At 44.9% G+C, this 25353-nt stretch carries 26 protein-coding genes; 17 read left to right on the top strand and 9 right to left on the bottom strand.

Features of this window, described 5'->3' with window-relative positions; genetic code table 11:
* Positions 1-51: 51 nt before the first annotated feature.
* The 3 genes from ACFS5N_RS10605 to ACFS5N_RS10595 all read right to left on the bottom strand — a co-directional run bounded on the left by ACFS5N_RS10605 (position 52) and on the right by ACFS5N_RS10595 (position 2551).
* Positions 52-870, bottom strand: coding sequence for a phosphatidate cytidylyltransferase (locus tag ACFS5N_RS10605; RefSeq protein ID WP_377185120.1), 819 nt, complete (start codon positions 868-870; stop codon positions 52-54).
* Positions 863-1729, bottom strand: coding sequence for a universal stress protein (locus tag ACFS5N_RS10600; RefSeq protein ID WP_377185118.1), 867 nt, complete (start codon positions 1727-1729; stop codon positions 863-865). Before ACFS5N_RS10600 ends, ACFS5N_RS10605 begins: the two co-directional genes overlap by 8 nt.
* Before the next feature lie 72 nt (positions 1730-1801).
* Positions 1802-2551, bottom strand: a complete 750-nt coding sequence (locus ACFS5N_RS10595; protein WP_377185116.1) for an SDR family NAD(P)-dependent oxidoreductase — start codon at positions 2549-2551, stop codon at positions 1802-1804.
* Between the two features lie 43 nt (positions 2552-2594).
* Here ACFS5N_RS10595 and ACFS5N_RS10590 point away from each other — a divergent pair, with 43 nt between their 5' ends.
* The 4 genes from ACFS5N_RS10590 (at position 2595) to ACFS5N_RS10575 (ending at position 6101) form a co-directional block, all read left to right on the top strand.
* Entirely contained in the window at positions 2595-2744 is a 150-nt protein-coding gene (locus ACFS5N_RS10590; RefSeq protein ID WP_377185114.1) for a hypothetical protein, read from the top strand.
* 18 nt (positions 2745-2762) lie between these two features.
* Positions 2763-4412 (top strand): L,D-transpeptidase family protein, encoded by a 1650-nt coding sequence (locus tag ACFS5N_RS10585; protein WP_377185112.1) that lies wholly within the window; start codon positions 2763-2765, stop codon positions 4410-4412.
* Between the two features lie 324 nt (positions 4413-4736).
* A complete protein-coding gene (locus ACFS5N_RS10580) occupies positions 4737-5396 on the top strand; it encodes a hypothetical protein (protein ID WP_377185110.1) in 660 nt (219 codons plus the stop codon).
* A 36-nt stretch (positions 5397-5432) separates the two neighbouring features.
* Entirely contained in the window at positions 5433-6101 is a 669-nt protein-coding gene (locus ACFS5N_RS10575; RefSeq protein ID WP_377185108.1) for a BON domain-containing protein, read from the top strand.
* Positions 6102-6143: 42 nt separating this feature from the next.
* Here the strand turns inward: ACFS5N_RS10575 and ACFS5N_RS10570 are convergent, their stop codons facing one another.
* Positions 6144-7619: a hypothetical protein gene (locus ACFS5N_RS10570; RefSeq protein ID WP_377185106.1), complete on the bottom strand. Its 1476-nt coding sequence runs from the start codon at positions 7617-7619 to the stop codon at positions 6144-6146.
* A 210-nt stretch (positions 7620-7829) separates the two neighbouring features.
* Between ACFS5N_RS10570 and ACFS5N_RS10565 the strand changes: the two genes are divergently transcribed.
* The 6 genes from ACFS5N_RS10565 to ACFS5N_RS10540 all read left to right on the top strand — a co-directional run bounded on the left by ACFS5N_RS10565 (position 7830) and on the right by ACFS5N_RS10540 (position 12559).
* Positions 7830-8666 carry a universal stress protein gene (locus ACFS5N_RS10565; RefSeq protein ID WP_377185104.1) on the top strand — a complete coding sequence of 279 codons (837 nt, stop codon included), beginning with the start codon at positions 7830-7832 and terminating at the stop codon, positions 8664-8666.
* Positions 8667-8990: 324 nt separating this feature from the next.
* Positions 8991-9422, top strand: a complete 432-nt coding sequence (locus tag ACFS5N_RS10560; RefSeq protein ID WP_377185102.1) for a thioredoxin family protein — start codon at positions 8991-8993, stop codon at positions 9420-9422.
* Positions 9409-10362 carry an FAD:protein FMN transferase gene (locus ACFS5N_RS10555; RefSeq protein ID WP_377185100.1) on the top strand — a complete coding sequence of 318 codons (954 nt, stop codon included), beginning with the start codon at positions 9409-9411 and terminating at the stop codon, positions 10360-10362. Before ACFS5N_RS10560 ends, ACFS5N_RS10555 begins: the two co-directional genes overlap by 14 nt.
* A 4-nt stretch (positions 10363-10366) precedes the next feature.
* Positions 10367-10594, top strand: a complete 228-nt coding sequence (locus ACFS5N_RS10550) for a DUF4266 domain-containing protein (protein ID WP_377185098.1) — start codon at positions 10367-10369, stop codon at positions 10592-10594.
* A gap of 16 nt (positions 10595-10610) precedes the next feature.
* Positions 10611-11864 (top strand): DUF3570 domain-containing protein, encoded by a 1254-nt coding sequence (locus tag ACFS5N_RS10545; RefSeq protein ID WP_377185096.1) that lies wholly within the window; start codon positions 10611-10613, stop codon positions 11862-11864.
* Between the two features lie 5 nt (positions 11865-11869).
* The gene (locus ACFS5N_RS10540) at positions 11870-12559 is read left to right on the top strand and encodes a VIT1/CCC1 transporter family protein (protein ID WP_377185093.1); all 690 of its coding nucleotides are present in this window, start codon (positions 11870-11872) and stop codon (positions 12557-12559) included.
* Position 12560: 1 nt separating this feature from the next.
* Here ACFS5N_RS10540 and ACFS5N_RS10535 read toward each other — a convergent pair whose 3' ends face one another.
* On the bottom strand, positions 12561-13232 hold the full coding sequence (locus tag ACFS5N_RS10535; RefSeq protein ID WP_377185091.1) for a cytochrome b/b6 domain-containing protein: 672 nt from the start codon (positions 13230-13232) through the stop codon (positions 12561-12563).
* A 115-nt stretch (positions 13233-13347) separates the two neighbouring features.
* On the opposite strand from ACFS5N_RS10535, the gene ACFS5N_RS10530 reads away from it, so the two are divergent.
* The 7 genes from ACFS5N_RS10530 to ACFS5N_RS10500 all read left to right on the top strand — a co-directional run bounded on the left by ACFS5N_RS10530 (position 13348) and on the right by ACFS5N_RS10500 (position 19944).
* Positions 13348-14025 carry a response regulator transcription factor gene (locus ACFS5N_RS10530; RefSeq protein ID WP_377185089.1) on the top strand — a complete coding sequence of 226 codons (678 nt, stop codon included), beginning with the start codon at positions 13348-13350 and terminating at the stop codon, positions 14023-14025.
* A complete protein-coding gene (locus tag ACFS5N_RS10525; RefSeq protein ID WP_377185086.1) occupies positions 14022-15275 on the top strand; it encodes a sensor histidine kinase in 1254 nt (417 codons plus the stop codon). The genes ACFS5N_RS10530 and ACFS5N_RS10525 overlap by 4 nt, the downstream gene beginning before the upstream one ends.
* Before the next feature lie 87 nt (positions 15276-15362).
* Positions 15363-16139 (top strand): hypothetical protein, encoded by a 777-nt coding sequence (locus ACFS5N_RS10520; RefSeq protein ID WP_377185084.1) that lies wholly within the window; start codon positions 15363-15365, stop codon positions 16137-16139.
* A 93-nt stretch (positions 16140-16232) separates the two neighbouring features.
* Positions 16233-16799: a DUF4142 domain-containing protein gene (locus ACFS5N_RS10515; protein WP_377185082.1), complete on the top strand. Its 567-nt coding sequence runs from the start codon at positions 16233-16235 to the stop codon at positions 16797-16799.
* Positions 16800-16900: 101 nt separating this feature from the next.
* The gene (locus ACFS5N_RS10510; RefSeq protein WP_377185080.1) at positions 16901-17767 is read left to right on the top strand and encodes a universal stress protein; all 867 of its coding nucleotides are present in this window, start codon (positions 16901-16903) and stop codon (positions 17765-17767) included.
* Between the two features lie 170 nt (positions 17768-17937).
* Positions 17938-18987, top strand: coding sequence for a response regulator (locus tag ACFS5N_RS10505; RefSeq protein ID WP_377185077.1), 1050 nt, complete (start codon positions 17938-17940; stop codon positions 18985-18987).
* A 93-nt stretch (positions 18988-19080) separates the two neighbouring features.
* Entirely contained in the window at positions 19081-19944 is an 864-nt protein-coding gene (locus ACFS5N_RS10500) for a universal stress protein (protein WP_377185075.1), read from the top strand.
* Between the two features lie 30 nt (positions 19945-19974).
* On the opposite strand, the gene ACFS5N_RS10495 is transcribed toward ACFS5N_RS10500, so the two are convergent.
* Genes ACFS5N_RS10495 through ACFS5N_RS10480 form a run of 4 tightly spaced genes read right to left on the bottom strand, consistent with a single transcriptional unit; the run spans position 19975 to position 25345 of the window.
* Positions 19975-20982, bottom strand: coding sequence for a zinc-dependent alcohol dehydrogenase family protein (locus ACFS5N_RS10495; protein WP_377185073.1), 1008 nt, complete (start codon positions 20980-20982; stop codon positions 19975-19977).
* Positions 20983-20995: 13 nt separating this feature from the next.
* Entirely contained in the window at positions 20996-21877 is an 882-nt protein-coding gene (locus ACFS5N_RS10490) for a universal stress protein (RefSeq protein ID WP_377185071.1), read from the bottom strand.
* A gap of 56 nt (positions 21878-21933) precedes the next feature.
* Positions 21934-24489 (bottom strand): magnesium-translocating P-type ATPase, encoded by a 2556-nt coding sequence (gene mgtA / locus ACFS5N_RS10485; protein WP_377185069.1) that lies wholly within the window; start codon positions 24487-24489, stop codon positions 21934-21936.
* 31 nt (positions 24490-24520) lie between these two features.
* Positions 24521-25345, bottom strand: a complete 825-nt coding sequence (locus tag ACFS5N_RS10480) for a hypothetical protein (protein ID WP_377185067.1) — start codon at positions 25343-25345, stop codon at positions 24521-24523.
* Positions 25346-25353 lie beyond the last annotated feature (8 nt).

The raw sequence follows: 25353 nt of genomic DNA, 5'->3' as shown, positions 1-25353 counted from the left end.
AAATATTCAGATACGGACATTAGGCTAAAGCTGTACAGCAAGCTGGGCCATTCAGCGCCAAATAATAGTTAGATAAATTAAAATAAACGGCGCTGCCCCAAGCAAACTGTCAAACCGGTCCAGTACACCGCCATGCCCCGGCAGTATTGTGCCGGTGTCTTTAACCCTCACGCTTCGTTTCAGCATGGATTTGACAAGGTCGCCATAGGTCCCAAAAACGATGACGATCAAAGCAAGAGTTTCCCATTGCGAAACAGATAACAGGTTGACGTATCGGGACAGGACGTATGCCGTAATTAAAGCAGCGAAAGCTCCCCCCAAACTTCCTTCCCAGGTTTTATGGGGAGATATCCGCTGAAACAACGGGTGTTTACCAAACAAGTTTCCGCTGAGGTAGGCGCCGGTATCACCCGACCATAGCAACAAAAAAATGCCTGCCGGAATCTGGAAATGATACACGCCGCCCGCCTGCAGCAGGAAAGGCGGTACCAGAAAAAAACAAAGCGGTAAACTAATATATATTATACCCAAAAAGGTGTTAGCTAACCCTTGAAATGGCTTGGCTCTTCCCTGGTAAAGCGCAATAATAAAAATGCTAAAAGCAATTGGCAAATTGACAAGCAACCATTTCCAACTCATACCACTGCTTACCATGAGGCTGGAAAATATCAATGAGGCAGATAATATATATACCGCTATTTTGACTGGCCGGTTAGGTGAGGTCTCCAGCATTCGGTAAAACTCATGCAAGCCAAGCAGATTAATCAGCAGCAATAAACCTGCAAAACAGAACGCGCCCAGCCAAACAGCCGTCAGCACAACTACAATCAAGCCAATGCCGGTTAAAGTACGCTTTGTAAAATTACTCATGACGTGCAGTAATTTCAGGAAAGATTAACAATGGAGTTTTGCCTTCCACCAGAAAATCTTTTAACGGATTTTGGTTAAACATGTGGTACCAGAACGGATGCTTACGATAACGCAGTGCGATCAAATCAGCATGCTTTTCTGAACTTACCTTTTCAAGGGCATCAAATGTCTTTGATGCCCTTGTATTTGTGTATTCAATTTGCGGATACAACCTGCTCAGCCTTTCGCTAAAAGCAGAAGAACGCCTTTCTTCAGCAAAATCTGGTATAAGAACGGGCGGTGATACATGCCCAACAGTAAGGCGAGTTTTAAGACGCGCAGAAATGCCAACCAGTTCGCTAATCGCCGGTTCATCTTCGGCTTCAAGATCAGTAGCAAATAAAATATGCCGGATGCCTGGCCTCTCCCCATCTGCGGGCACCGCAAAAACCGGGCAGCGTACCTGTTGCAACACATCCCAGACGTCGCCTTTAAACAGCACATCGCCATAAGATTTTTCGGATATGCCCATTATGATGAATAAGCTTTTTTTCCGATGTGCCAATGCGGCAGTACGGTCTGCAAGCTGGCCTTCGAGCGCAATTGGACGAACAACCGGGCGCAGCCCTGAAGACACTGCTAATTTGATGTTTTCCAATCGTCTTACTTCATCATTAAGTTTACCCATACTTTCGTGCCGTTTCTGCGCTGCTGTAATTTCCGGCAAAACCAGGTTACCTACCCGAGGTAAATACGGCGTAATAGGATATACGTTTACCAACCAAGCCTCTGCCCCTAACTGCGTTGCGATAACCAGCGCCAACTCTGCAGCGCACCTGGCGGCTGCAGAGAAATCCGTTAGTACTATAATACTTTTCATTTAACTAAGTTCGGGATGATACAAGTCTGATGACATGACGCCGGTCATTTACAGGTATGCCGCATATCGTTATTATTGCGCCAGATAACCGCCATCTACATTATAATATGAACCGGTAACAAACGAGGCCTTGTCTGAGTTTAACCATAACGACAGCTCAGCCACTTCTTCAGGGTTTCCCAGCCGGCCCATCGGATGCAGCGCTTTCAATATATTAAGCGTATTTTCATCCAGGGCGTTTAATAGTGGTGTGCGGATATAACCAGGACCAATAGCATTAATGCGTACGCCCTTATCGGCATATTCAAGCGCCGCCGCCTCTGTCAATCCAATTACACCATGTTTGGCGGCTACATAAGCCGGCGAGCCCTTCGTGCCAACCTTACCCAATATAGAGGCCATATTTACAATACTCCCACCCCCGGAATTGATAATGGCTGGGATCTGGTAATGCATGCCATAAAATACACCCGACAGGTTAATATTGATCACTTTATTCCATCCCTCTAGCGGGTAATCGGCCACCGCGGCTAACTGGCCGCCAATACCTGCATTATTCACCGCTATGTGCAAAGCGCCGAAGTGTTGTAATGACTGCTTTACAAGGTTTTCATGCGCTGCGGGTAAAGATGTATCCGCCTGGATAAAGACCGCCTCTGCCCCTTTAGCTTTGATTTCGGCCAAAACTGATTCACCGCCTTCTGTGTTGATGTCCGAAAGCACAACCTTCGCACCCTCTGCCGCATACAATAGAGCGATTGCCCTGCCTATACCTGAACTCGCGCCGGTGATTAGCGCCACCTTGTCTGCTAAATTTTTCATTCGTCTGTTCTTTTTGCTATAGCGAAGATAGGCCGGGAGTTTTATGGCAGAAATGACCTTGATCATTTGCTTTGGTGATGAACAGATGCTTTCCAAAAACAGCGATCATTTTTCATATGGACCAGAACGGCCACTTTTAACTATGAAAAAACCAATATCGCCCGATAAAGAAAAAACTGCCGCTCGGCATTAAATTATGCACGTTCAATCAATGAGAAAAAATATTAAAAAGATGGTACAAAAATCAGACAATAGCCTGAGGGCAGTTACCTTTTTTCTGCTAGTGCTTTTATCATCATCTGCCTGCAGTCAGCAACATCCTGCAAAAACCAACAAGGCAGATACGCTTGATCAAAAGTGGGATCAAACCATACCGGGCAGTTTCAGTGGTCAAACCCAGGCTACTTTTGACAGCACCCGGGTCAATAGGTTTTTACGAATTTATCCGGCGTTCAAGCCTTATACGCAGGCGATACAAATCTTTTATCGTCACCGGCATTATGCCTATGCCTGGTTTGAGCATGGTCGGCTCATTGAACAAGCTTCCAATTTGGTTAATCGCATGCTCAATCTAAAATTGGAAGGACTAAACAAACACGCACCGTATGAGCGACAGCTCGATTCATTAATGTTTGCCGGCAATACGCTTGAAACGACGACGGAGCTTGAATTAATGCTGACGGCGCAATATTTCGTATTTGCCAAACTTGCGTGGACCGGCCAGGACGAGGCGTTCAGCCGTGCGGCAGATTGGAATTTGCCGCGCAAAAAGATCAATTATGAACAATATCTGGACACTTTAACCGGCAGGCCGGCAACAGATCTTAGCAACAGCGGCCCGGTTTACCGTCAATACGAACTTTTACGCCAATACCTGGCCAAATACCAACTTTTGGCAACTCAAAATTGGCCCATCATCCGTTTATCTGCTAACCTCCAGCCCGGAGCCAGGTCATACCTTGTTCATGAAATTAAGATTCGGCTTTGGCAGCTGGAAGATTTTTACGGAGATACCACAAGTTTACTTTATGATGCCAGCCTGAAAAAAGCAATTGCCCGCTTTCAGGAACGGCATGGACTATCGGCCGACGGATTACTAAACAAAGCAACCTTGACAGAACTAAATATCCCTATTAAGCAACGTGTCGATCAATTAATTGTAAATATGGAGCGCAGCCGATGGCTGCCTGTAAAACTTGAAACAGATTACCTCGCAGTAAATATTCCTGAATTTAAACTTCATGTTTATCATGGCGATAGCCTACTTTGGAGTTGTAATGCCGTAGTGGGTAAAACAATGAACAGGACCACGGTATTTTATGGGGAACTCAAACAAATTGTTTTTTGCCCTTACTGGAACGTGCCACCGGGCATACTTCGTAATGAAGTGTTGCCAGCCATAAAGCGGCAGCCAGATTATCTGGCAACGCATCATATGGAAGTTACGGGCTATAATGACGGCCTGCCTCAAATCAGGCAAAAACCCGGCCCGGATAACCCATTGGGATTGATCAAGTTTCTTTTTCCCAATAGTTATAATATTTATTTACATGACACACCGTCCAAATCACTGTTCAACGAAAACCAGCGAGCCTTCAGCCATGGTTGTATACGCATCAGTGAGCCGGCGCGGCTGGCGGCTTTTTTATTAAAGGATCGGCCTGACTGGTCGTCAGACAAAATCAATAACTACATGCATGCGGGTATCGAAAGATCCATTAACCTTCGTAAGGCTACGCCGGTGTTTATTGTTTACTTCACCGCTTTTGTCGATCGTTCCGGGCGGTTGAATTTTCGAAAGGATATTTATAAGCTCGATACGCTCCTGCTTCAAGCCTTACTCATTGCCGGGAGGGAGTGATTTGGTCATACCCATTATTAACCACCGTCATTTTAAAGCTATAACAGCGTGTTTAGTTTATAAAAATATTGGAATCTGTAAATCGCTGGGGCAGGTTGACAATAGACATTGTTAATAATAAAAATCGGAGCCGGACTTTGCCGGCTCCGCAATACAACCAATGCTGCATTTGGCTGAAACAGGATTAGTATCCATCCATCAGTTAATCAAAAGTAAGTTATAATTAATGCTGCCGGAATGATCCGAATCAGCGATCTCCCTGATCTGGATCACGCTCGCCCCGCCGTTTCGGGTTAATTTTATTACAAATTAAAACTGTCTGTCATGAAGTCCATCAAACATTTAAAAAAGTCCGCTGTCGGTGGGTCGCTGCTTAGCCTGGCGCTTGTTCTGCTCGCTCTTGCGATTACACTAAACGGACTAAATACCGGGCAAGTATTGACCCGCCAAATTAGCACACAAGTTAAAACCCGTGAACGGCTACGCGATTTATCCAGATCAATGGGGCAACTGGACCTCCTGCATCTCCGTTACAGGACCACCGGCCTGGCGGTATTTCAGGTAGGTTGCGATCAAATTACAGATAGTGTTGCAAAACAACTGAATGATTTGCACTCGCTGATAAAGAATGATCCTTCCAAAACAAAACAACTACAATTGGTTATTGCAGGTATAGATACCGTTCAACGTTACTGGCGTTCTGCCGACGATCATGCTGTAAAAATTAATGCTCAGCAAACCGCATTAAAAGAGGAACAAAGGCTCGATGTAGTCAGATCAGCTATTGCAGATTTCGACGAATTGGCGCGTTTACAGTTAAAAAACTTACAACAGCGGCAGGATAGCACTTTTATGCAGCTGCGCTTCTGGCTTATCCTCCTGGAAATACTGATTGCGGTCATTTTGTTGATCGTCAGCTTGCAATCCGGACTGACCAGAATCAGCACACCAGGTGCCCCAAGTCATGGCAGCCTGCACGAATAAGCGTTTCCTTTGTTTAACAAATTAAATAAAGAGCATATGAAAACAGATGTTGAAATCCAAAAAGACGTAATGGCCGAGCTTAAATGGCAGCCATTCCTGCATGCGGCAGAAATTGGGGTGAGTGTCAAAAATGGGGTGGTGACCCTTTCGGGACAAGTAGATACTTATGGCAAAAAATTAGCCGCCGAAAATGCAGCCAAAAAAGTAGCTGGTGTAAAAGCGATAGCCGAAGATATTCAAGTTGGCGTATCGCCTGCGTACCGTAAAACGGATGCTGAGATTGCTGAGGCCGTTCTGAACGTCTTAAAATGGCATACGGCAATCCCTGACGACCGTATAAAAGTAAAGGTAGAAGACGGAATGGTTAAATTGGAAGGCGAAGTGGAATGGGCATTCCAGCGTGCCAGCGCTACAACTGCCATACAAAATCTCAATGGCGTACGCATGGTAAGTAACCTGATTACCGTGCGCCCAAAAATAAACGCAGACGACCTGGAAAGAAAGATCAGTGCAGCTTTTCACCGCAACGCAACAATAGATGCCGCCAACATCCAAGTATCGGTTGCAGGAAACAGAGTTACCCTGACGGGCAAAGTACGCTCATTCGCAGAAAAAGATGAAGCCGCAGATGCTGTATGGGCCGCTCCGGGTGTTTTCGGCCTGGATAACAAATTAACCATTGAGGAACCTGAACTGGTATTTTAAGCTTGCACAATAGGGCTGCAGTTATCGCCATAATTGCAGCCTTTATGCCGGCCCTCCCGGCTGGTCGTCAAGCTTTGCAGTTATTTCGCGAATGCTCTGATCAAGATCTGTTGCAGCGCAAAGTAAATAAGGCTCTGCTTCAACATAAGTGGTATAATGATTTTCGGCATGTTTTATCGTGTCAACAATACCTAGAATATTAGCGACATGCCTTCTTAAATGGTGTGAGTTTAAATAAGACAGCTCATTTTTTTGTGTCTCAAACAATAGGCGTTCAATATGGCGTTTTTGCCGGATGCTGCGGTAGAGGATTGCTCCGGCTATCAATATCAAGCCAATTGTAACTACACTGAAGATCAGCCATAAGCGTTCGCGTTTAAACCCTTCTTCGCGTAAAAGATAACCACTTTCCAAGTCATCCAATTTAAGGCGCGTAGCGATAGTATCTACTTCGGCCAATCGGACGAGTTGATGCTTTGCCATTTGCAATGCCGCATCAAAGCGCTGTACTGCCAGATCTTTCTCTTGTTTGATCATGGCGATACGTGCCAGCATTTCATAAATTGATAAAGTTACTTCCGGATGATTTCGCTGAAATGTATCTGCGATTAACTGCCTGCCAATTGCACGGGCAGAATCAAGTTGACCGGCATGGTAAAAAGCATCAGCCTGATTTTTTTTATCTGCGACATCGTAGTAATAGCGTTTATCCTTTTTTAATCCAGCCAGGTAAAGCAATGCCTGTTTGTACTGTCCGCGAAGTAGTTGTAAGGTGTATAAACTGCGCTGTTGATAGGTGTATAGCCTGTCGCTTTTAAACCGCATGGCGCACAATTGGCGGCTATACTCAGCAAGCGAATCAACTTGCCGCATTTGAAAATAATTCTCGGCCTTATTGACGCGGATCATCATCACGAAATTTGGTTCATGCAGCCTTTCGTCCGTTAGCAGGCGCTGCGCCTCATCCAGGAAATGCAGCGACTGGCTATGTAATTTGTTTTGGTAATATATATCTGAGATATTAATATCAATTAACACTTGCAGATACGGATCATTAAGTTGGATAGCTTCATGCCGTGCCAGACGAAAGCTATTGATCGCTTCTGTTGTCTTTCCCTGCAAAGTTTGTATAAAAGCAAGCTGCGTAAAACAGGTATATAATAAGTACTGATCGTCGGCCTGTGAAGCGAGGTTGATACTCTTTACTAATATTTTTTCGGCGGCGATATACTTTTTGAGCTCCATGAGATACATAGTCTCTACCAATAATTTAACGGCCTCAACATCAGTTGTAGGATATCTGCTCAGTAAGCTATCGATCTGGTGTTTTGCAAAATTTAAATTACCGGCCGGCCGGCCAGTAAAGTAATACCGGACAGAAAGTACCAGGCGCTTATGTTGGTTACTATCTTTTTGTCGCAAAATAGTTAGTATGCTATCGGCGCTGACATGATCTGATGCCCGGGACCAGTTGCAATAAAGCAGCAATAAAAAGATCAGAATAACTTTCTTTTTCATAAGTATAACGCTAACGAGTCTATGTATTGCAAATTAAAAATCATTTTCTTAAAAGTTAAAGGAATGGGTGGTTATTAGAAAATCCCTTGCTATTTGTTACAGTTCAAATAAATTGAAGATACGATGTCGCACATCACAAAATCTTTTGACGGGCGTCATCATGTATTATTTATACACTGATACATTTGCTAAACAGTTAATTATAGCCAAATGAAAAAGATCATAGCAGCCTTTGACGGCCTGAAATTCTCCGCAGCAACGCTTAACTACGCAATTGAAATTGCTGCCCGGAACAAATCCATTTTAACCGGCGTATTCCTGGAAGACCTTCTTTACCATAGTTTTAATCTTTTTGATATGGTTGGCAGCCATGGCGTATCCCAGGCTAAATTGAACCGCCTGATTAAAAAAGATCAGGATACCCGGCAACAGGCCGTCGCATTATTTGAAAAAATCTGCAATAAAAAATCAGTTGATTATCTGGTGCATCAAGACAAAAGTTTTGCGATTACCGACCTGATTAAAGAAAGCGTTTACGCCGACCTCACCATCATCGGGGCTGCTGAAACGCTGAATCATTATGAGCAGCCTAAACCTACACCTTTTGTGAAAGAATTGCTGGCGGGCGCACAAAGCCCGGTACTGGTAGTACCAGCGACGCACCAGCCAATAGAAAGGATTGTTATGCTTTATGACGGGCACCCATCTTCAGTATTTGCCCTCAAAATGTTTACTTACCTGTTTTCCTGGACTGTTAAGTATCCTATTGAAATAGTTTATGCCGCAGAAAAAAAATTGGCGTTGTTGCCAGAAAGTAACCTAGTGGGCGAGTATATACGTTGCCATTTTGACGATCCGGTGTTTACCGAACTCACAGGAGAACCAGAAGAGGCCCTCATCGCGCATCTGAAGCAAGCTTCGCCGGGGACTGTAGTAATCATGGGGGCCTATGGTCGCGGAGCAGTTTCACGAATGTTCAGCAGCAGCATGGCCAACAGGCTAATGGAAACATTAGATCTGCCTTTGTTTATTGCACACAACAGGTAACCTGTCAGCTATTTTTTACTACTGTTCAGCAAGTGGTGCTAACCAGCGGCGCTATATCATTAGTCAGTTGCTAATGCTGCGCTTCATGGGCAGTAATCCACGAGGAGCTCGCCTGATACAGGTATCTGCTTATTGCCATCACCTGAAAGCACCGTCGAATTCTGTAGAAATACTGAAGTCGATTTTGACAATAAAATTGCAGCTGCATCCCTCATTTTCATCACAACTACAGATTTGAACAATAACATTGTAGCAATCATTTCTTATTAGAGTAAGTTCGGAAATAACGACGACGGCTAAAATCCATCGGTAATAAAACATGATATGAAACTTTTGCTGTTTACCCTCCTATATCTGCAAATTGCGGTAACCTGGTCAGGGAATTTTAACGCAGCTTCGGACGAGGCGGCCAAATCACATAAACTCATTTTGGTCAATTTTTCCGGCTCTGACTGGTGCGGGCCGTGTATTCGGTTACGTAAAGAAATTCTGGAAACTGCCAGCTTTACCGATTATGCATCACAGCATCTGCTATTGGTACGCGCCGATTTCCCCCGGCAAAAGAAAAATCAGCTAAGCAGGGAGCAGGTGAAGTTGAACGAAACGCTGGCCGACCGCTATAACCCTGACGGGAAATTTCCTTATACTTTGCTTATTGACGAACATGGCAAGGTACTAAAGGCATGGGATGGTTATCCTAATGAAACGCCCGATCAGTTTGTCAATCAAATAAAGGCTTACGATGCCGCACATTGAAAACGCAACGCAGCTGCTGGTACACAAGCGTGTGCTGAAATTGATGGGCAACCGGTTTGAAATAAGTGTGGTTTGCGACGATACCTACCGGGCTAATCAATGTATTGATTCGGCAATAGCAGAAATTAGCCGGATAGAAAAATTGCTGACTACCTTCAGCGATGATAGCCAAACCAACCAAATTAATGCAAATGCAGGTATAGCTCCCGTAAAGGTGGATGAAGAGGTTTATCAACTGATTGCCAGGTCACTTAAAATATCTGAACTGACACAGGGCGCTTTTGATATTACTTATGGCTCGATTGACAAGAGGCTCTGGAACTTTGACCAGCAAATGCAAGCTCTGCCTGACCCAGCAACAGCAAAAAAAGCGGTCAGGCTGATTAATTATAAAAATGTGCTGCTGAATGAGGAAGAGACCACCGTTTTTTTACGTGAAAAAGGAATGCGGATAGGGTTTGGGGGTATTGGCAAAGGATATGCTGCCGAACGCGCCAGGATTGTGCTGCAAAACGCAGGTATTACAAGCGGTATCGTTAATGCAGCCGGCGACCTGGTAACCTGGGGAACCCAACCTGATGGCAAACCCTGGACGATTGCGATAGCCGATCCGGATCAATGCAATACGCCATTCTCTACCATGGACATCAGCAACATGGCAATAGCTACCTCCGGAAATTATGCCAAGTTTGCCATTATCGACGGTAAAAAATATTCTCATACCATTGACCCCAAGACAGGTTTACCTGTCAGCGGCATAAAAAGCGTCAGCATCATTTGCCCTAATGCAGAATTTGCCGACGCGATGGCCACTCCGGTGACTGTAATGGGTGTACGCGTTGGCCTGAATCTGATCAATCAGCTGCAACACGTCGCCTGTATCATTATAGATGACCATAATCAACTTTACACTTCCAATAATATCAACGTTAAAAACTGATCCTATGAAAAAACATCCCCTTGCATTGGTCATAATACTGGCGCTTATCACAACTGCCGGTTTAACTTCCTGTGTATCTGTCAAAGCATATCAAAAAAACCGGCTTAACGATACCGAAATGGATTTGGCAGCCCGAAAATCACAAAAATTTGAACAGAGCTTTCAACTGTACCGCGAAGCTGGATCAGGGGCTAACGGCGGTAAAAGCGGCGGTGGTTGCGGTTGTAATTAAGATAGACTAGATAACTATGAGGAAAATATATACCTGCATTGCCGCGCTCTATCTAGGAATTGCCGCGTCGCACGCACAAACCAAACCAGCCAGAGATTCCAGCAACTACGAAGCCCGTAAGTTAAAGGTAGACGAGGTGAATATTATATCTGCCTATTATCACCAAAACGGAAATAATTCGGCAGTTACGGGTGGCATCGGTTCTGAGAAATTAACTGATTTCGCCAATACATTTGACCTGCAATTGTCAAAATACGGTATCGGCGGCAAAAAGCACACATTTGCTTTTGAATTGGGCGTAGATCATTATACCTCTGCCTCGTCCGATAAGATCGACCCAAATACCATTTCGTCAGCTTCAATGCATGATACAAGGGTTTATCCCTCGCTCAACTGGACAGTATCCGATGACAAAACCGGTCGTGCGTTTGGACTGACAGCTTCATATTCGCACGAATTTGACTACCAATCTTTCGGGGGCGGATTGAACCTTACTTTACTTTCTAAAAACAAGAATACCCAGTTTGATTTTAAGGCTCAGGCTTTTTTAGATACCTGGAAAGTTATTTTACCAGTGGAGCTCCGCCCCCTGGGCTATGGGTCTGGATCTGAACATGAAGACAGACGCCCTGTTGACCACCGGCCCCGAAATTCATTCAGTACATCATTTTCATTGTCGCAAGTACTCACGCAGCGCCTGCAAATGGCGCTGATAGTGGAGCCTTCATATCAGAAAGGCTTACTGGCTACCGAATATCAACGGGTGTTTTTCAATAGCAATTTCGCCACAGGCGTAGGCCCAACCAATAGTATTTTTAATGAGCGTATAGAAAATCTGCCTGGCAGTCGTTATAAACTTCCAATAGCTGTAAGACTAAATTATTTCCTTGACGACCATTTTATAATCCGGACATTCTATCGTTATTATACAGATAACTGGGGTATCAGGGCTCATACCGCCGAACTGGAGATACCTGTCAAGCTAACTTCATTTGTCTCGATTAGCCCTTACTACCGTTTTAACCATCAACAGGGTACACGTTATTTTGCGCCTTACGGACAACACAGCCCAACTGAGATTTATTATACCAGCGACTATGATCTTTCGACGTTAAACAGTAATTTCATTGGTGGGAACATCCGGCTGTCGCCGCCAAATGGTGTGTTTGGCTGGCAGCATTTTAACTCGTTAGAGATAAGAGCCGGGCACTATATGCGTTCTACCGGCTTAAATTCTAACATTGTAACTTTAGCGATGAAATTTAAATAACAACTATGCACGCTGAAAATCATGTAACAAGTTCAGAAACCATCAGAGATATCGTAATTGGTATGTCTGATGGTTTGACCGTTCCTTTCGCGCTGGCCGCAGGATTAAGCGGGGCAATCAGTTCGTCGACCCTGGTAGTGACGGCGGGTATCGCTGAAATCGTAGCCGGTTCCATTGCCATGGGCCTGGGCGGTTACCTGGCCGGCAAAACTGAGGCAGATCATTATAACTCTGAATTGAAACGCGAGTATGACGAAGTAGAGCGCGTTCCAGAGCAGGAGAAGATAGAGGTAAAAGAGGTTTTTGCCGAATTTGGTTTGTCGGAGGCACTACAGCAGCAAATTGCAGATGAAATGGCTAAGGATAAAAAGAAATGGGTAGATTTTATGATGCGCTATGAATTAGGATTAGAAGAACCTAACGCCAACCGCGCTACTAAAAGCGCTATCACTATCGGGTTGTCCTATATTGTTGGCGGCATCATACCCTTGTCTCCATATATCTTTATCGACCACGCACACGTAGCCTTAGGCTATTCATGCATTGTTACGTTAATTTGCCTGTTTGTATTCGGTTATTTTAAAAGTAAAATGACGGGCCAGCCGGCATTAAGCGGAGCCCTCAAAGTGGTTGTGATTGGTGCGCTGGCAGCCGGTGCGGCGTTTATGATGGCTAAGCTTATTAATGGTAAATAAACTATGGCCTACCTCCATTTATCATATCTGAAATTATGCCCGGGCTGTCCTTGCGTTCGGCTAAAAACACACCAGCAAGGTGAACAGCGATAAACGCCAGCACCAGATACATGCAAAAACTATGTACTTCTTTAACACTGTGACGAATGGCCTTAAACGGGGCCAGCAAATCCTCAAAAGCCAGAAATAGCCCGGTAATTACCATCACACCCAGCAAGACATAGAACATTGCGTAAAGGCTCTTGACCACCAATTCATGACGGGCTAATTCGCGGTTTTTCTTAGTGACCTCAAATTGATGATATGCCGAACGGAGCCTGCGCAAAAATTTCTGATCGGCAAGTTGAAATGCCTCCAGAACCAGGCGGAACAGGAACAAACCTGCAAGTACATATCCAATATACGTGTGTATTTCCCATACTTTGTCTTCTAATGCGTGCCCTATACTACCTGCCTGCCGGGCTGTAACCGTTACATTACTTTTTGCAAATTCAGCCTGAACCACCGGGGCGACAACGCTGCGATCATTTAAGGTAGCGTTGATTAATACCGTAAGCAACGAGCCGCTTATCGTTAGCGCACTTGCCCAATGCCAGAAACGCAAACCTGCGGAGTTTTTCTTGATTTGGTCAGGATGTTCGATGTTTTTTCGGGTAGGGTCTATAACGGTCATAAAAATTCTATTTAATACAGTGGAAATTAGCGGTTAATTTAGGAGAAAATCTGAAGCAAATGCTGCCACTTCAGATTTTCTCCATTTTATCTGTTTATTTTTATTAAAAAAAGTATTGAAGCTACTGGTTATTGAAGACGAACAAAGTTTGCGGCAAAACATTACAGATTATCTGAACGCTGACGGCAATATCTGCGAAAGCTGCGACAACCTGCAAGAAGCTTTGCGTAAACTTGCTGACTATCATTACGATTGCGTATTGCTGGATATAGGCCTGCCTGACGGCGATGGCTTTGCAGTGCTTGAATATTTGAAAGCGCAGGGTAAAATGGAAGCGGTATTGATCATTTCTGCGCGCAATTCGCTGGATGACAGGCTAAGCGGATTAAATTTAGGTGCTGATGATTATCTGACCAAACCCTTTCACCTGGCCGAGTTAAAAGCCAGGCTTATGGCGGTGTTTCGGCGCAAAGCTCTTAATACCAATAGTAAATTGGTGTTTAACGAAATCGTTATTGATGTTTTAGGCAGATCTGTTTATGTAAATAACGAGCCCATTATTCTCACTAAAAAAGAATACGACATGCTGCTTTATTTTTTGGCTAACAAGGGGCGCATTATTTCAAAAAATGCTATAGCAGAGCATCTATGGGGCGATGAGATGGACCTGCATGATAATTTTGATTTTATTTATACCCATATCAAAAATCTCCGCAAAAAACTTGTAGATGCCGGTGCCAGGGATTATGTAAAATCCATATACGGGGTTGGCTACAAATTCATTGCGCCATGAAGCTTTCGGCACATTATACAAAAGCTAGTATGCTTATCAGTCTGGCGGTTCTGTTTTCCGGAGCTGTCATTTATTTTTTTGCAATCAACTATATCGCTAATGTTCAGCTGGACAAAAACTTGTCGCAGGCGCTCAATGAGGCAGAAGATTATGTTAGGTCAACTGCTTCACAACCTCAGCAATATGACCTCGATAAGGACCATGCCATATTTACAAAAACAGAACAGCAGGTTTTTAGGCGCAGGTATTTTGATACGGTTTATCACAATTTTAAAGAAAACCGAACCGAAGCCGGCCGGGCTGTAGAGGACATAGTCAAAGCTGCCGATAATAAACACTATAAGGTAGTTATAACCATATCCAGGGAGAGCACACGCTCATTGGTAGAAGTGATTAGTTTGATCACCCTCGTTTTAATTGTCGGATTGTTGCTTGTTTTGTTTATCACTAACAAATATGTTTTAAATGGCCTTTGGAAACCCTTTTATGTCACCCTTAGCCAAATCAAGTCATTCGACGTAACGGGCAATAACCCGCTTTTATTTAAAAGCAGTGAAGTAGACGAGTTCAGCGAGCTAAATGCTGCTATTCACGAAATGTCTGTCCGCGTGAAAGCGGAATACGGAAATTTAAAGCTTTTTACCGAAAATGCTTCACATGAGTTGATGACTCCACTGGCGGTTGTAACTACCAAATTAGACACTTTAATACAAGACGAAACTTTACGGCCAGACCAGTTGGAGCAAATTAATGACATTTATAAATCGATCAGTAAATCGACACGCCTCAATCAGGCCTTATTGCTGTTGATTAAATTGGACAATGAATTAATTAGAGACGACGAGCCGGTAAATCTGAAAGAGGTGATTGCCGAAAAGATCCAGCAGTTTCAGGAAGTGGCCAAATCCAAAGAGCTTGTTATCGACTATCAACTGACAGATAAACAGATCTGTGCCAGTAAATACCTGGTTGATATTTTGTTAAACAATCTGTTCAGCAATTCAATCCGGCACAATGAACGGCACGGCCAGATCAAAATTGAATTGGACGATGAAAAATTGGTAATCAAAAATACCGGCCAGCCGATAAAACTGAATAGTGAACAAATGTTTGAGCGTTTTCAAAAAAGCAAACAGTCAAGCGGGATGGGGCTGGGGCTGGCTTTGGTAGAAAATATCTGCAGGCAATATGGCTTTAATATCAGGCATGACTATGCCGAAGGCTGGCATAGTTTCACCATCACGTTCTGATTGGCCAGGTGCCATCGGTATTTCTCCAGATTGTCTTCAGAATTGCCCGTTAGCTTCGATTATATCTTTTCCTTTAGCTATTTGAAGATGCCGCCCTTATCTGTCAAGAAATTCTGCCTGTTGTTGTTCACTGCTTTATGTGCCCTTAGTGTAAAAGCACAGGACAATTATGAAATCCAGGTGTATGGTTCCCCAACCGTTGAAAAAGACCATACTATGCTTGAACTGCATAGTAATTTCACGATTAACGGCAGTAAATTCAGCTCGGGCACGGAGTTACCCTCCAATCATGTGGTGCATGAAACTATAGAACTTACGCATGGCTGGTCAACCTGGTTCGAGACAGGTTTTTATATTTTTACTTCGATAGGAAATGATGGCCGTACCGCCTATGTAGGATCGCATATCCGGCCGCGCGTAGCTGCGCCTGAGGAATGGCACTGGCCTGTCGGCGTGAGCTTATCCACAGAGTTTGGATATCAAAAGGCGGCCTTTGATGCTAACACCTGCTCGCTGGAGATCAGGCCTATCGTTGATAAGACCTGGAACAAATTATACCTGGCTATCAACCCCACGCTGGACAAAAGCTTTGCAGGCCCTGACGCAAATACCGGGCTTATTTTTTCGCCAAATGTTAAAGGCAGTTATGAATTAAGCAAACTACTTGCGCTGGGCTTAGAATACTATGGCAGCACCGGTCCCTTCTTTCATTACTATACCTACCAACAGCAAGAACATCAATTGTTTGCAGCGGGTGATTTCAATTTCGGGCCAAATTGGGAATGTAATGCCGGTATTGGTTACGGATTTACCTCTGCTACCGACAAACTAATTGTTAAATTGATCCTGGGGCGCCGATTTTAGGTATCTGTTGCGTGTGCGGGCAAAAATTACAATAACGTAGGCTATACTTAGCTGGCATATTTTTTGACTGTTTTCAATAAAAATATCAAGATTATGCTGCGGAAAGAATTACTCATTTTGTGCCTGATATCAGTTATAGCAGGTGCATGCCATCAAACTCATGACAGCGAAAAAATGGCTGATCACCAAAATAATCAAAAAGCTGACCGTGACACATCACTTAAAAATATTGAACCGGATAGCAAGTTTGTTGTAAAAGCAACCAGTGGTGTAACTATGGAGACCGAACTAGGTTCATATGCTGCAAAAAACGCTGTTACTCCCGGAGTAAGAAACTTTGGCCAGACCATGGTAACCGACCACACTAAGGATAAGGAAGAGCTTGCCAGGCTTGCTTCGAAAAAAAACATTACTATCCCCGCTCAAACAGGCGCAGATTTCCAGAAACACATAAACGAAATTACCAGTAAACAAGGGTTAGCGTTTGATAAAGCCTATATTAGTTTTATGGTAGACGATCATAAAGAAGACATCAGTGAGTTTGAAAAAGAAGCCAAAGATGGAAAAGATCAGGAAATTAAAACCTTTGCTGCCAAAGGGGTGCCCATACTTCAACATCATCTTCAAATGGCGGAGGATTTAAATACTAAATTGAAGTGAGTATTGAGTAGATTATGCTATACCGTGATCACTATCATCCGCTGAGGTGATATAGCGCAGTCAGGTTGCGACGGCAATCAGTGAACTTTAAATCAAAAAAGATGAAAAGAATACTGGTTGCAACGGATTTGACCGCAAATGCAGAACATGCGGTGGTTTATGCCTATAAATTAGCACAAAGTTTAGGTGCAAAACTATATATCTGTCATTCCCTTAATGTACCGGCCGAAATTCCGCAGAGCGGGACGGTAGCGTGGCCCCAGGAAGTTTATGACGACATGGACCGGGACAGTAAAACTGAGCTCAGCAAATTAAAGCACAAATTAACTGCAGCCGGCGCCCCGGACACTTTTACGCCTGAAATTATCTGCGTACAGGGAACGGGGGTAGTAACAGATGTCGTTAATGCAGAAGCTGCCCGGCACAAAGCCGACCTGATAGTCCTTGGCACTCATGGCAATGATCGTCTGGGGACCTTGCTCATAGGTAATCACAGCCGCAAAATGATTGAAGCAGCAACTTGCCCGCTCCTGTTGGTACCCGATGGCAGCGTATTTCGCCCCATTAAAAAAATAGCATTTGGGAGTGATTTTAAACACGCGGAACTGGAGCTTAATGCTATTAGCCGCCTGGTTACACTTGCAAAGACACTAAATGCAGAACTTGTGTTGGCTCATATTCAAAAAAGCAATGAAGACGCAGCAGGCAACTCGATTATCAAGGAACTGTTAACCGAGTTGGTGCGCAATCACGGCCACCAGCAGGTGAGTGTAAAGGTGGTTAAAAGCGAACATATTGCGCGGGGGCTGGTATGGCTCGCACGTAACACACATATTGACCTACTTGCTATGGTTCATAAACGCCATAACTTTCTTGTAGAATTGCTGCATGGCAGCCGCACACAACAGCTTGCCGCTCAAACACCGGTTCCGCTATTGGTATTTAACGCCCATCAATACGAGTCTTGATATAGATGTTAAGCCATACTCGATTAACCGGTTTGAGATCAGGCAGTATAGCCGCGCTATGCTAAAAAAGTAACGAGTATCATAAATTCATATGACGCCGATACTGGATTCAGGGTTAAGCCCAAGAGATATTTGTGATAAATATCATTGACGTTCAGTTAATAGCAACCATGAAAAAGATCCTTATCATCGAAGACAATAGCGATATCCGTGAAAGCACTGCCGAGATTCTTGAATTGAGCAATTATCAGGTACTTAAAGCTGAAAACGGGAAAATAGGTGTAGACCTGGCGGTTAGTCAGCGGCCCGACCTTATTTTATGTGATATTATGATGCCGGAACTGGACGGATATGGCGTTCTGTACCTGTTAAGTAAAAACCCCGAAACCGCCGCCATAGCCTTCATATTCTTAACGGCTAAGGCTGAAAGGCTTGATCTGCGTAAAGGGATGGAAATGGGCGCCGATGATTATTTGACCAAGCCTTTTGATGATATGGAGCTATTACATGCTATTGAATGCCGTTTACAAAAACAGGAGAAACTGGCCAATTATTATAGTCGTTCTTTGTTCAACCTGGAACGGTTAGCTACAGGACAACTACGTGGAAGCGCCGAGCTAAAGCTTTTAATTGCCGGGCGTAAGGTCAGGCAGATCAAAAAGAAACAAGTACTTTATTATGAAGGCGACGAACCTCAGGGCATTTACCTGGTATTGGAGGGCGTAGTTAAAACATTTAAACTAACTGAAGATGGCCGCGAGCTAATGACCGGCCTCTACAAAAATGAGGATTATGTCGGTATCAACGGCCTGCTGATAGCCGACACCCAAGCAGAAACGGCCGAAGCATTAGAAGATTCGGCGGTATGCCTGCTACCTAAAGAGATGATTATAAATCTGCTTACCCGCTATCCGGATATCAGCCAGCAATTTCTGAAAACATTAGCCAATGATATTCGGGCGAAAGAAGAGCAACTTTTGCAATTTGCTTACCAGTCGGTACGCAAAAGAATGTCGCAGGTATTGTTACGCTTGCAAATACAATTTGCTCCGGTTGAAGAATTTAAGATATCGCGTGACGAACTGGCGGCTATGTCCGGCATGGCAACTGAGACTGTAAGCCGAACCTTAACGGATTTTAAGGATGAAGGCCTGATTGAAAGAAAGGGCAGCCAAATCAAGATATTGGATACAGTACGTCTCCAAAAAATGAAAAATTGATCTCCTGCTTGCTATCAGGCCATTTGCTGACAGCGGTCATATTTTATAAAGGTCGCTGCATCTATCTTTACTTTATTAATACGTAAAAATATCATGAAAAAGATCCTGGTACTTACTGATTTTAGCGAAAACGCCCGCCGGGCCGCCGAGGTAGCGGTAACCCTTGCCGGTAAATTACATGCCAACATTATATTATTTAATACATATATCAGCGAGCCGGTAATGTCTGAATATGGAGGCACACCCTGGCCGGCCGAGCAACTACTGTGGGCCGACGAAAGCAAGGAAAAATTGAAGCTTTTGAAAAAAGATCTTGAACAACTCGTCCGCCAACTGCCCGCAGGCGACCATCATCCTGGTATTGATCAACGCCATGATATCGGCAACCTGGGCAAACAAGTAAAAAACCTTTTGCAGCAGGAACAGATAGAGTTAATTGTTATGGGTGCACGAACAGGCAGCACATGGGAGCACTTGCTGATAGGTAGCGAAACTTCGGCCGTTATAGAGCATACAAACCGCCCGGTACTTATTATTCCTCAAAGCCGGCCGATGAGAAAATTACAGAAGGTAACCTTAGCTACAGATTTTGACCAGGCTGATCAAAAAGCAGTGCATTATCTTACTCACCTGGGGCGCGTATTTGGTTTTAGCCTGGATATTGTCCATGTTTCATTATGGGGCGATAAGCCAGTGCACGATTCATTAAAAACCGCATTTAAATACCAGGTAGCCAAGTATAATTTTCAGGCAATTAATTACCTGGAGGTGGGTGGAAAAGATCTGGTAAAACGCTTGAACCACTTGTGTGCCGCAAACAAAAGCGACTTGCTGATACTGGTGCACGATCATCATAATTGGTTTAACCGCTTGCTGAAACAAAATCAAGCCCAGGCTTTGCTGGATGATCAACAGTTGTCGGTAATGATCATTCCGGCTACTATTGCCGATAAATAGCAAATAGCGGCAGTAGATCCAAAACTGTCGCTATTTTTCATCCATTACTAATACCGCAGCTCCTTTAAGCTGTCCTTTACGCAGTTGCTGAAGGGCCTCATTGGCCTCACTCAATTTAAAAATAGTTGTTTGCGTTTTTACCGGAGATAGCTCCAATTGTTTGAAAAATGCCAGCCCGTCCTCGCGGGTAAGATTTGCTACGGAGCAAACAGAGCGCTCACCCCACAAAATCGAATAAGGAAAAGCTGGAATATCACTCATATGAATGCCCCCGCATATCACTTGCCCTCCTTTATTAATATCTTTCAAGGCCTTAGGCACAAGTTCGCCGGAAGGGGCTAATATAATGGCAGCGTCAAGCAGTTCTGGTGGCGTGTCGAGGCTACTACCGGCCCAGCCGGCTCCCATCCTGATTGCAAACAATTGCGCTTCTGTATCGCCGTCACGCGTAAAAGCAAAAATTTGTTTATGTTGCGCCCTAGCTATCTGTGTTAGAATATGCGCAGCTGCGCCGAATCCGTAAAGCCCCACTTTAACCGCTTTTTGACTAAGCATGCGGTATGAGCGAAAGCCAATGAGACCTGCACATAGGAGCGGTGCAGCCGGGGCACCCTGATAACCTGCAGGCATTAAAAAACAGGACCTTGCGTTAGCAACCATATATTCTGCATAACCGCCATCAAGCGTATAACCGGTAAAACATGCATTGTCACACAAGTTCTCCTGGCCAGACAAACAAAAACGACACTTTCCGCAGGTGTAACCTAACCAGGGAACGCCCACGACGTCGCCAGTATTAAAACCAGTTGCTTCGCTGCCGCAGCCGATTACAGAAGCAACTACTTCATGGCCCAGAACCAGCGGCAACTTGGGAGCCGCCAACTCCCCGTCAACGATATGTAGGTCTGTACGGCAGACGCCGCAAGCAATTACCCGCAATAATAACTGGCACGGCCCGGGTTGTGGAATTGGTATTTGCCTATAAACCAGCGGCTGACCCGGCCGATCCAGCAACATCGCGTTCATTTGACCTTCCATAACAGCATTCTATTCAAAAACAAACATCGTGTGCATCTGGCGGGAACACCAGTAATGGGATATCGATGTGTTTTGCGAGGCGCTGGGTGTGACTGCCTTTAAGTAGCTGCTCAAATACCGGATGCGGACGGTGTACCATCGCCAGCATATCAATCAAACCATGCTCACTCAGCCAATCAAGGCCGTGGTCAACGTCTATACTTTTTATATGACGATAATAAATCTTATTGTAATTGGCCTTTGAGGTTACTTCGCTCAGAAACCGGTCAACCAGATGTTGATGCGCAGCCGGGTCATACTTAGCATCAGTTACATGAGCAATCAGAATCTCGGCGCTAAAAGGACGAGCCAAACTGACCAGTGAATGGATGAGTTCAATATCGCTACTGCTCAGGTCGGTAGCAAAGGCAATTTTTCGTAACTGATAAGTACTTGGGCGATTAGGAATCAGCATCACCGGAAATGTGGCCTTGTCAATCAGTTCCCGGCTGTTGCTTCCTAATAGCAGGCGATGCAGTTGTCCGGCTCCCGACATACCCATAACTACCAATGGAGAACGAAAATGGTCAACCAGATTGCGTGTCATTGTAGTCACGTCGCCCATTTCGGCCGTACAAGAAATACGGCTTATGTAATCGCGCGCCGACGTGGTAGCAATATTTACCAATTCCAGCTGATGGCGTAATTTATCCAGCTCTGTTTCGCTATCGTGCTTAACCTGTTCATAGTCATCGAGTGGCCAGGCAGATTGCGCGGCGGCCCGAGCCTCTGCAGGCACCTTGAATGCATGGATAAGTTGCAGATCAGCCTTCAGGTGGTGAGCCAAATATAAACCATAGCGCGCAGCATGTGTCGCAGTTTCAGAAAAATCAGTTGGTATGAGAATGGTTTTCATCAGATTTGTTTTGATTTAAATTTGCACAAATGGGCCGGCCTTTATAGTGACGAGCATCATACCTGCCCGTGAGATTGGGCAAATGGAACGTATCTTTTATTGATATGGGTATATACCCTGCGATAAAACCAATGTTTAAGCAATTCAGCAGTGAACATATATGCAGCGATCAGCACGGTTGTCCAACCGTACAAGGCCAGCGGCAATGGCGCGAAGCCAAACCACATGGCGAGCGGGGAAACCGGGATAAGGCAAATCATAACGACAACAGCACTACTTGCGGCCAGCAAGGCATTACCAGGCAGGCTGCGAAAAAATGCTTTTTGCGTACGCACTACCAATACAATTAACACCGCCGAAATGACGGACTCCGTAAACCAGCCAGTTTGAAACACCCGTTCGTCGGCATGAAAAATAAGGATGAGACACGCAAAGGTCAAGTAATCAAACACAGAGCTGAGCAATCCGAAAGTAATCATAAACCGCCGAATAAATGTCATATCCCAGCGTTGCGGAGCGCTAAGCTGCGTTGCATCTACTTTATCGCTGGCAATGGCCATTTCAGGAAAATCTGTGAGGAGGTTGGTGAGCAGCACCTGCTTGGGTAATAAAGGCAGAAATGGCAAGAAAAGTGAAGCTCCGGCCATACTAAACATATTACCAAAATTGGCGCTGGTGGCCATAAAAACATATTTCATGGTATTGGCAAAGGTTTTGCGGCCCTCTTCAACTCCATCTAATAGCACTTTTAATCCGCCGTTAAGCAGAACTATATCGGCCGCTTCCTTGGCAACATCAACTGCAGTGTTGACCGACACACCCACGTCGGCCGCGTGTAGTGCCGGTGCATCATTGATACCATCGCCCATAAAACCAACTACGTATCCTGCTTTTTTCAATAACAGAATGATCCGCTCCTTTTGGTTGGGTTCAACCTCGGCGAAAACGTCAGTACGCGGGGCGGCATGTAATAAGGCCGATTGGCTCATTTGACGCATTTGGCTACCGGTTAGTATCCGGTTATCAGTTAAGCCCAATGAATCGGCGAGATGCTGTGCTATCAAAGCGTTATCGCCAGTAATGATTTTTAGACGGACTCCGGCTGCCTGTAATCGTAAAAGCGTGGCAGCACTGTCTGGTTTAAGCGGATCAAACAATGTAATAAAGCCCAAGAAGGTCATCCCCGACTCATCATCACGGTTGATCTTGTGCTGGTCGGGGATTATCTTATAAGCTAACCCCAGGGTTCGGTATCCGTTTTGGCTTAACGCGCGGTAACGCTCCATCAACCCTGATTTTAACTCAGCAGTAACCGGTACAACCTTATCGCCGCTTTGCAGATTAGTGCATATCTCCAGAATGGAGGTAAAGGCACCTTTAGTAATTAATTGGCTCTCGCCTGATTCATGAACCTGGATGCTCAATCGCTTGCGAAAAAAATCGTAAGGAATTTCTGCCACTGCCGGTGGACGGTCGTCTTTACCGGAGTAAGCATTACAAATGGCCTCGTCTATGGGGTTATGAAAACCCTGTTGCAACCCTGCATTTAACCAGGCGTATCGTAAAACGTTGTCACTGGGCTTTCCGTCACTGTCAAGTGCATCTTTTAATACAACCTTTCCCGCGGTGATTGTGCCCGTCTTATCTGTACAGAGCACATTCATGCTGCCGAAATTCTCAATGGCCGAAAGTCTTTTAACAATAACCTGCTTTTTGGCCATTTTTTGTGCGCCTGTAGCCAGGTTAACACTAATTATTGCGGGCAGCAACTGAGGCGTGAGCCCTACCGCCAGCGCCAGGGAAAATAAAAAAGAGTCAAGCACCGGTTTATGCAACCAAACGTTCAGGGCAAAAATGATAATGACCAACAATAAAGTTAATTCCATAAGGAGGTAGCCAAACTTGCGGATACCCCTTTCAAAATCCGTTTCAGGTATGGCGTTTTGCAGCCGTTCAGAAAGTTTACCAAATTCGGTGGCTACACCCGTATAGATTACCAGGGCGCTCGCAGTTCCGCTGACTACGTGGCTACCCATAAATAAGGCATTTGACCTTTTGGCTATCGGCGTGTCTGCAGCTACTGCGCCACAGGACTTTTCGACAGGAAAAGTTTCGCCGGTAAACGCCGCCTCGTCAACAAAAAGCGCTGCCGAAGACAGAAGCAGGCTATCTGCCGGAATTATATCACCGGCCGATAATTGAATAACGTCTCCGGGCACGACAGCCGTCACCGGCAACGTTACCGGCTTGCCATCGCGCATTACTGAGCAATTGAGCTGCACCATCCTTAGCAAACCTTTTACGGCTTGAGCAGCGCCTTTCTCCTGCCAAAAGCCCAGCAAGCCACTTAACAGCACAATTCCAAGAATAATACCTGCGTCGGCGGTATCTTTTAAGCCCGCGGCTAACAGCGATGCTATGATCAGCAGAATAGTGACAGGGCTTTTAAATTGAGCCAGGAACAAGAGCAAGCCCCGGCTTTTTATGTTTGATTTCAGGGTGTTTGGCCCATACTTATCCAACCGCGCCCTGGCTTCAAGATCAGTAAGGCCTTCGGCATTAGTACCAAGTTGGCTAAATGCCTTAGATACATCCAGGGCCCAAAAGAGCATTGGCGCTTTTGGTTTTGTTGTCAACATCGGCTCAGAGAGGAAAAAATAACAATGGGATACCCAAATCTTCGGGTAATTTGTCGGTCAAACGGTCGCCGATAATCTCTTTAAAATGATATCGCCTGTTAACCAATACAAAAAGGTCGCTGTGCAAACCATTAATCAGCACATCAGTCGCCTTGTGAATATCGGGGTCCCTGATATTATTAAACGTTAGTGAACAGGCGGGTAACTGACGCACTATATCTGCAAATAAACCCAGCCCATAACTTTCAGCAATTGGCGGCAAGCCATTTTTGCTGAAATGAGCAAGAGAAAGACCCGCTTTAGAAGCTATAGCCCAATTGGCCAGATAACGCATAATATTTACCTGGCAATATCTAACATCGGCCATATAAGTGATGCGGCGAATAGGATGAGTCGCCCAGCCCTCAGGCACCAACAACAGCGGGCAACGCAGCCGGTCAAGAAGACTTTGAAAATCAAGCGACGCCTGGCCAGCAGGCATTTGGCCGCAGCCCCGGATGATTAACCAGCAATTGGTGCGCAGCGCCAGCTCAGCCATGCCAGCTGCATCTGTAAGTTTCAGCGAAGTTGCAGAGATCGATGGTTGATAGCCGTGGCGCCCTTCGTTAACGTACTGCAGCATGCGTACTAATCTATTGGTTTCAGTTTGCGTATCTCTGACGGCTGCAGTGCGTAAGCCGGCCAGCATCTTTACAGCAGATGTTTTACGTTCGTTGTAAGTTTGCACAATCAAGATTTCAGCTTGCATATCCCCCGCTATCTGAAATGCCATTTTTGCCGCCGCGTCTACGGCGGTGGAGCCGTCATTAATGAGAATGATTTTTTTCATAACCTTGA

It is taken from the genome of Mucilaginibacter ximonensis (assembly GCF_042686265.1).
In the GTDB taxonomy this organism is placed as follows: domain Bacteria; phylum Bacteroidota; class Bacteroidia; order Sphingobacteriales; family Sphingobacteriaceae; genus Mucilaginibacter; species Mucilaginibacter ximonensis.
This window is presented reverse-complemented; position numbering and strand designations above follow the sequence as displayed.

What these genes read in the sequence shown, in the direction of transcription:
- ACFS5N_RS10605 (WP_377185120.1), bottom strand. Translation starts at nt 870, where the DNA reads ATGAGTAATTTTACAAAGCGTACTTTAACCGGCATTGGCTTGATTGTA.
- ACFS5N_RS10600 (WP_377185118.1), bottom strand. Translation starts at nt 1,729, where the DNA reads ATGAAAAGTATTATAGTACTAACGGATTTCTCTGCAGCCGCCAGGTGC.
- ACFS5N_RS10595 (WP_377185116.1), bottom strand. Translation starts at nt 2,551, where the DNA reads ATGAAAAATTTAGCAGACAAGGTGGCGCTAATCACCGGCGCGAGTTCA.
- ACFS5N_RS10590 (WP_377185114.1), top strand. Translation starts at nt 2,595, where the DNA reads ATGGCAGAAATGACCTTGATCATTTGCTTTGGTGATGAACAGATGCTT.
- ACFS5N_RS10585 (WP_377185112.1), top strand. Translation starts at nt 2,763, where the DNA reads ATGAGAAAAAATATTAAAAAGATGGTACAAAAATCAGACAATAGCCTG.
- ACFS5N_RS10580 (WP_377185110.1), top strand. Translation starts at nt 4,737, where the DNA reads ATGAAGTCCATCAAACATTTAAAAAAGTCCGCTGTCGGTGGGTCGCTG.
- ACFS5N_RS10575 (WP_377185108.1), top strand. Translation starts at nt 5,433, where the DNA reads ATGAAAACAGATGTTGAAATCCAAAAAGACGTAATGGCCGAGCTTAAA.
- ACFS5N_RS10570 (WP_377185106.1), bottom strand. Translation starts at nt 7,619, where the DNA reads ATGAAAAAGAAAGTTATTCTGATCTTTTTATTGCTGCTTTATTGCAAC.
- ACFS5N_RS10565 (WP_377185104.1), top strand. Translation starts at nt 7,830, where the DNA reads ATGAAAAAGATCATAGCAGCCTTTGACGGCCTGAAATTCTCCGCAGCA.
- ACFS5N_RS10560 (WP_377185102.1), top strand. Translation starts at nt 8,991, where the DNA reads ATGAAACTTTTGCTGTTTACCCTCCTATATCTGCAAATTGCGGTAACC.
- ACFS5N_RS10555 (WP_377185100.1), top strand. Translation starts at nt 9,409, where the DNA reads ATGCCGCACATTGAAAACGCAACGCAGCTGCTGGTACACAAGCGTGTG.
- ACFS5N_RS10550 (WP_377185098.1), top strand. Translation starts at nt 10,367, where the DNA reads ATGAAAAAACATCCCCTTGCATTGGTCATAATACTGGCGCTTATCACA.
- ACFS5N_RS10545 (WP_377185096.1), top strand. Translation starts at nt 10,611, where the DNA reads ATGAGGAAAATATATACCTGCATTGCCGCGCTCTATCTAGGAATTGCC.
- ACFS5N_RS10540 (WP_377185093.1), top strand. Translation starts at nt 11,870, where the DNA reads ATGCACGCTGAAAATCATGTAACAAGTTCAGAAACCATCAGAGATATC.
- ACFS5N_RS10535 (WP_377185091.1), bottom strand. Translation starts at nt 13,232, where the DNA reads ATGACCGTTATAGACCCTACCCGAAAAAACATCGAACATCCTGACCAA.
- ACFS5N_RS10525 (WP_377185086.1), top strand. Translation starts at nt 14,022, where the DNA reads ATGAAGCTTTCGGCACATTATACAAAAGCTAGTATGCTTATCAGTCTG.
- ACFS5N_RS10520 (WP_377185084.1), top strand. Translation starts at nt 15,363, where the DNA reads ATGCCGCCCTTATCTGTCAAGAAATTCTGCCTGTTGTTGTTCACTGCT.
- ACFS5N_RS10515 (WP_377185082.1), top strand. Translation starts at nt 16,233, where the DNA reads ATGCTGCGGAAAGAATTACTCATTTTGTGCCTGATATCAGTTATAGCA.
- ACFS5N_RS10510 (WP_377185080.1), top strand. Translation starts at nt 16,901, where the DNA reads ATGAAAAGAATACTGGTTGCAACGGATTTGACCGCAAATGCAGAACAT.
- ACFS5N_RS10505 (WP_377185077.1), top strand. Translation starts at nt 17,938, where the DNA reads ATGAAAAAGATCCTTATCATCGAAGACAATAGCGATATCCGTGAAAGC.
- ACFS5N_RS10500 (WP_377185075.1), top strand. Translation starts at nt 19,081, where the DNA reads ATGAAAAAGATCCTGGTACTTACTGATTTTAGCGAAAACGCCCGCCGG.
- ACFS5N_RS10495 (WP_377185073.1), bottom strand. Translation starts at nt 20,982, where the DNA reads ATGGAAGGTCAAATGAACGCGATGTTGCTGGATCGGCCGGGTCAGCCG.
- ACFS5N_RS10490 (WP_377185071.1), bottom strand. Translation starts at nt 21,877, where the DNA reads ATGAAAACCATTCTCATACCAACTGATTTTTCTGAAACTGCGACACAT.
- mgtA (WP_377185069.1), bottom strand. Translation starts at nt 24,489, where the DNA reads ATGCTCTTTTGGGCCCTGGATGTATCTAAGGCATTTAGCCAACTTGGT.
- ACFS5N_RS10480 (WP_377185067.1), bottom strand. Translation starts at nt 25,345, where the DNA reads ATGAAAAAAATCATTCTCATTAATGACGGCTCCACCGCCGTAGACGCG.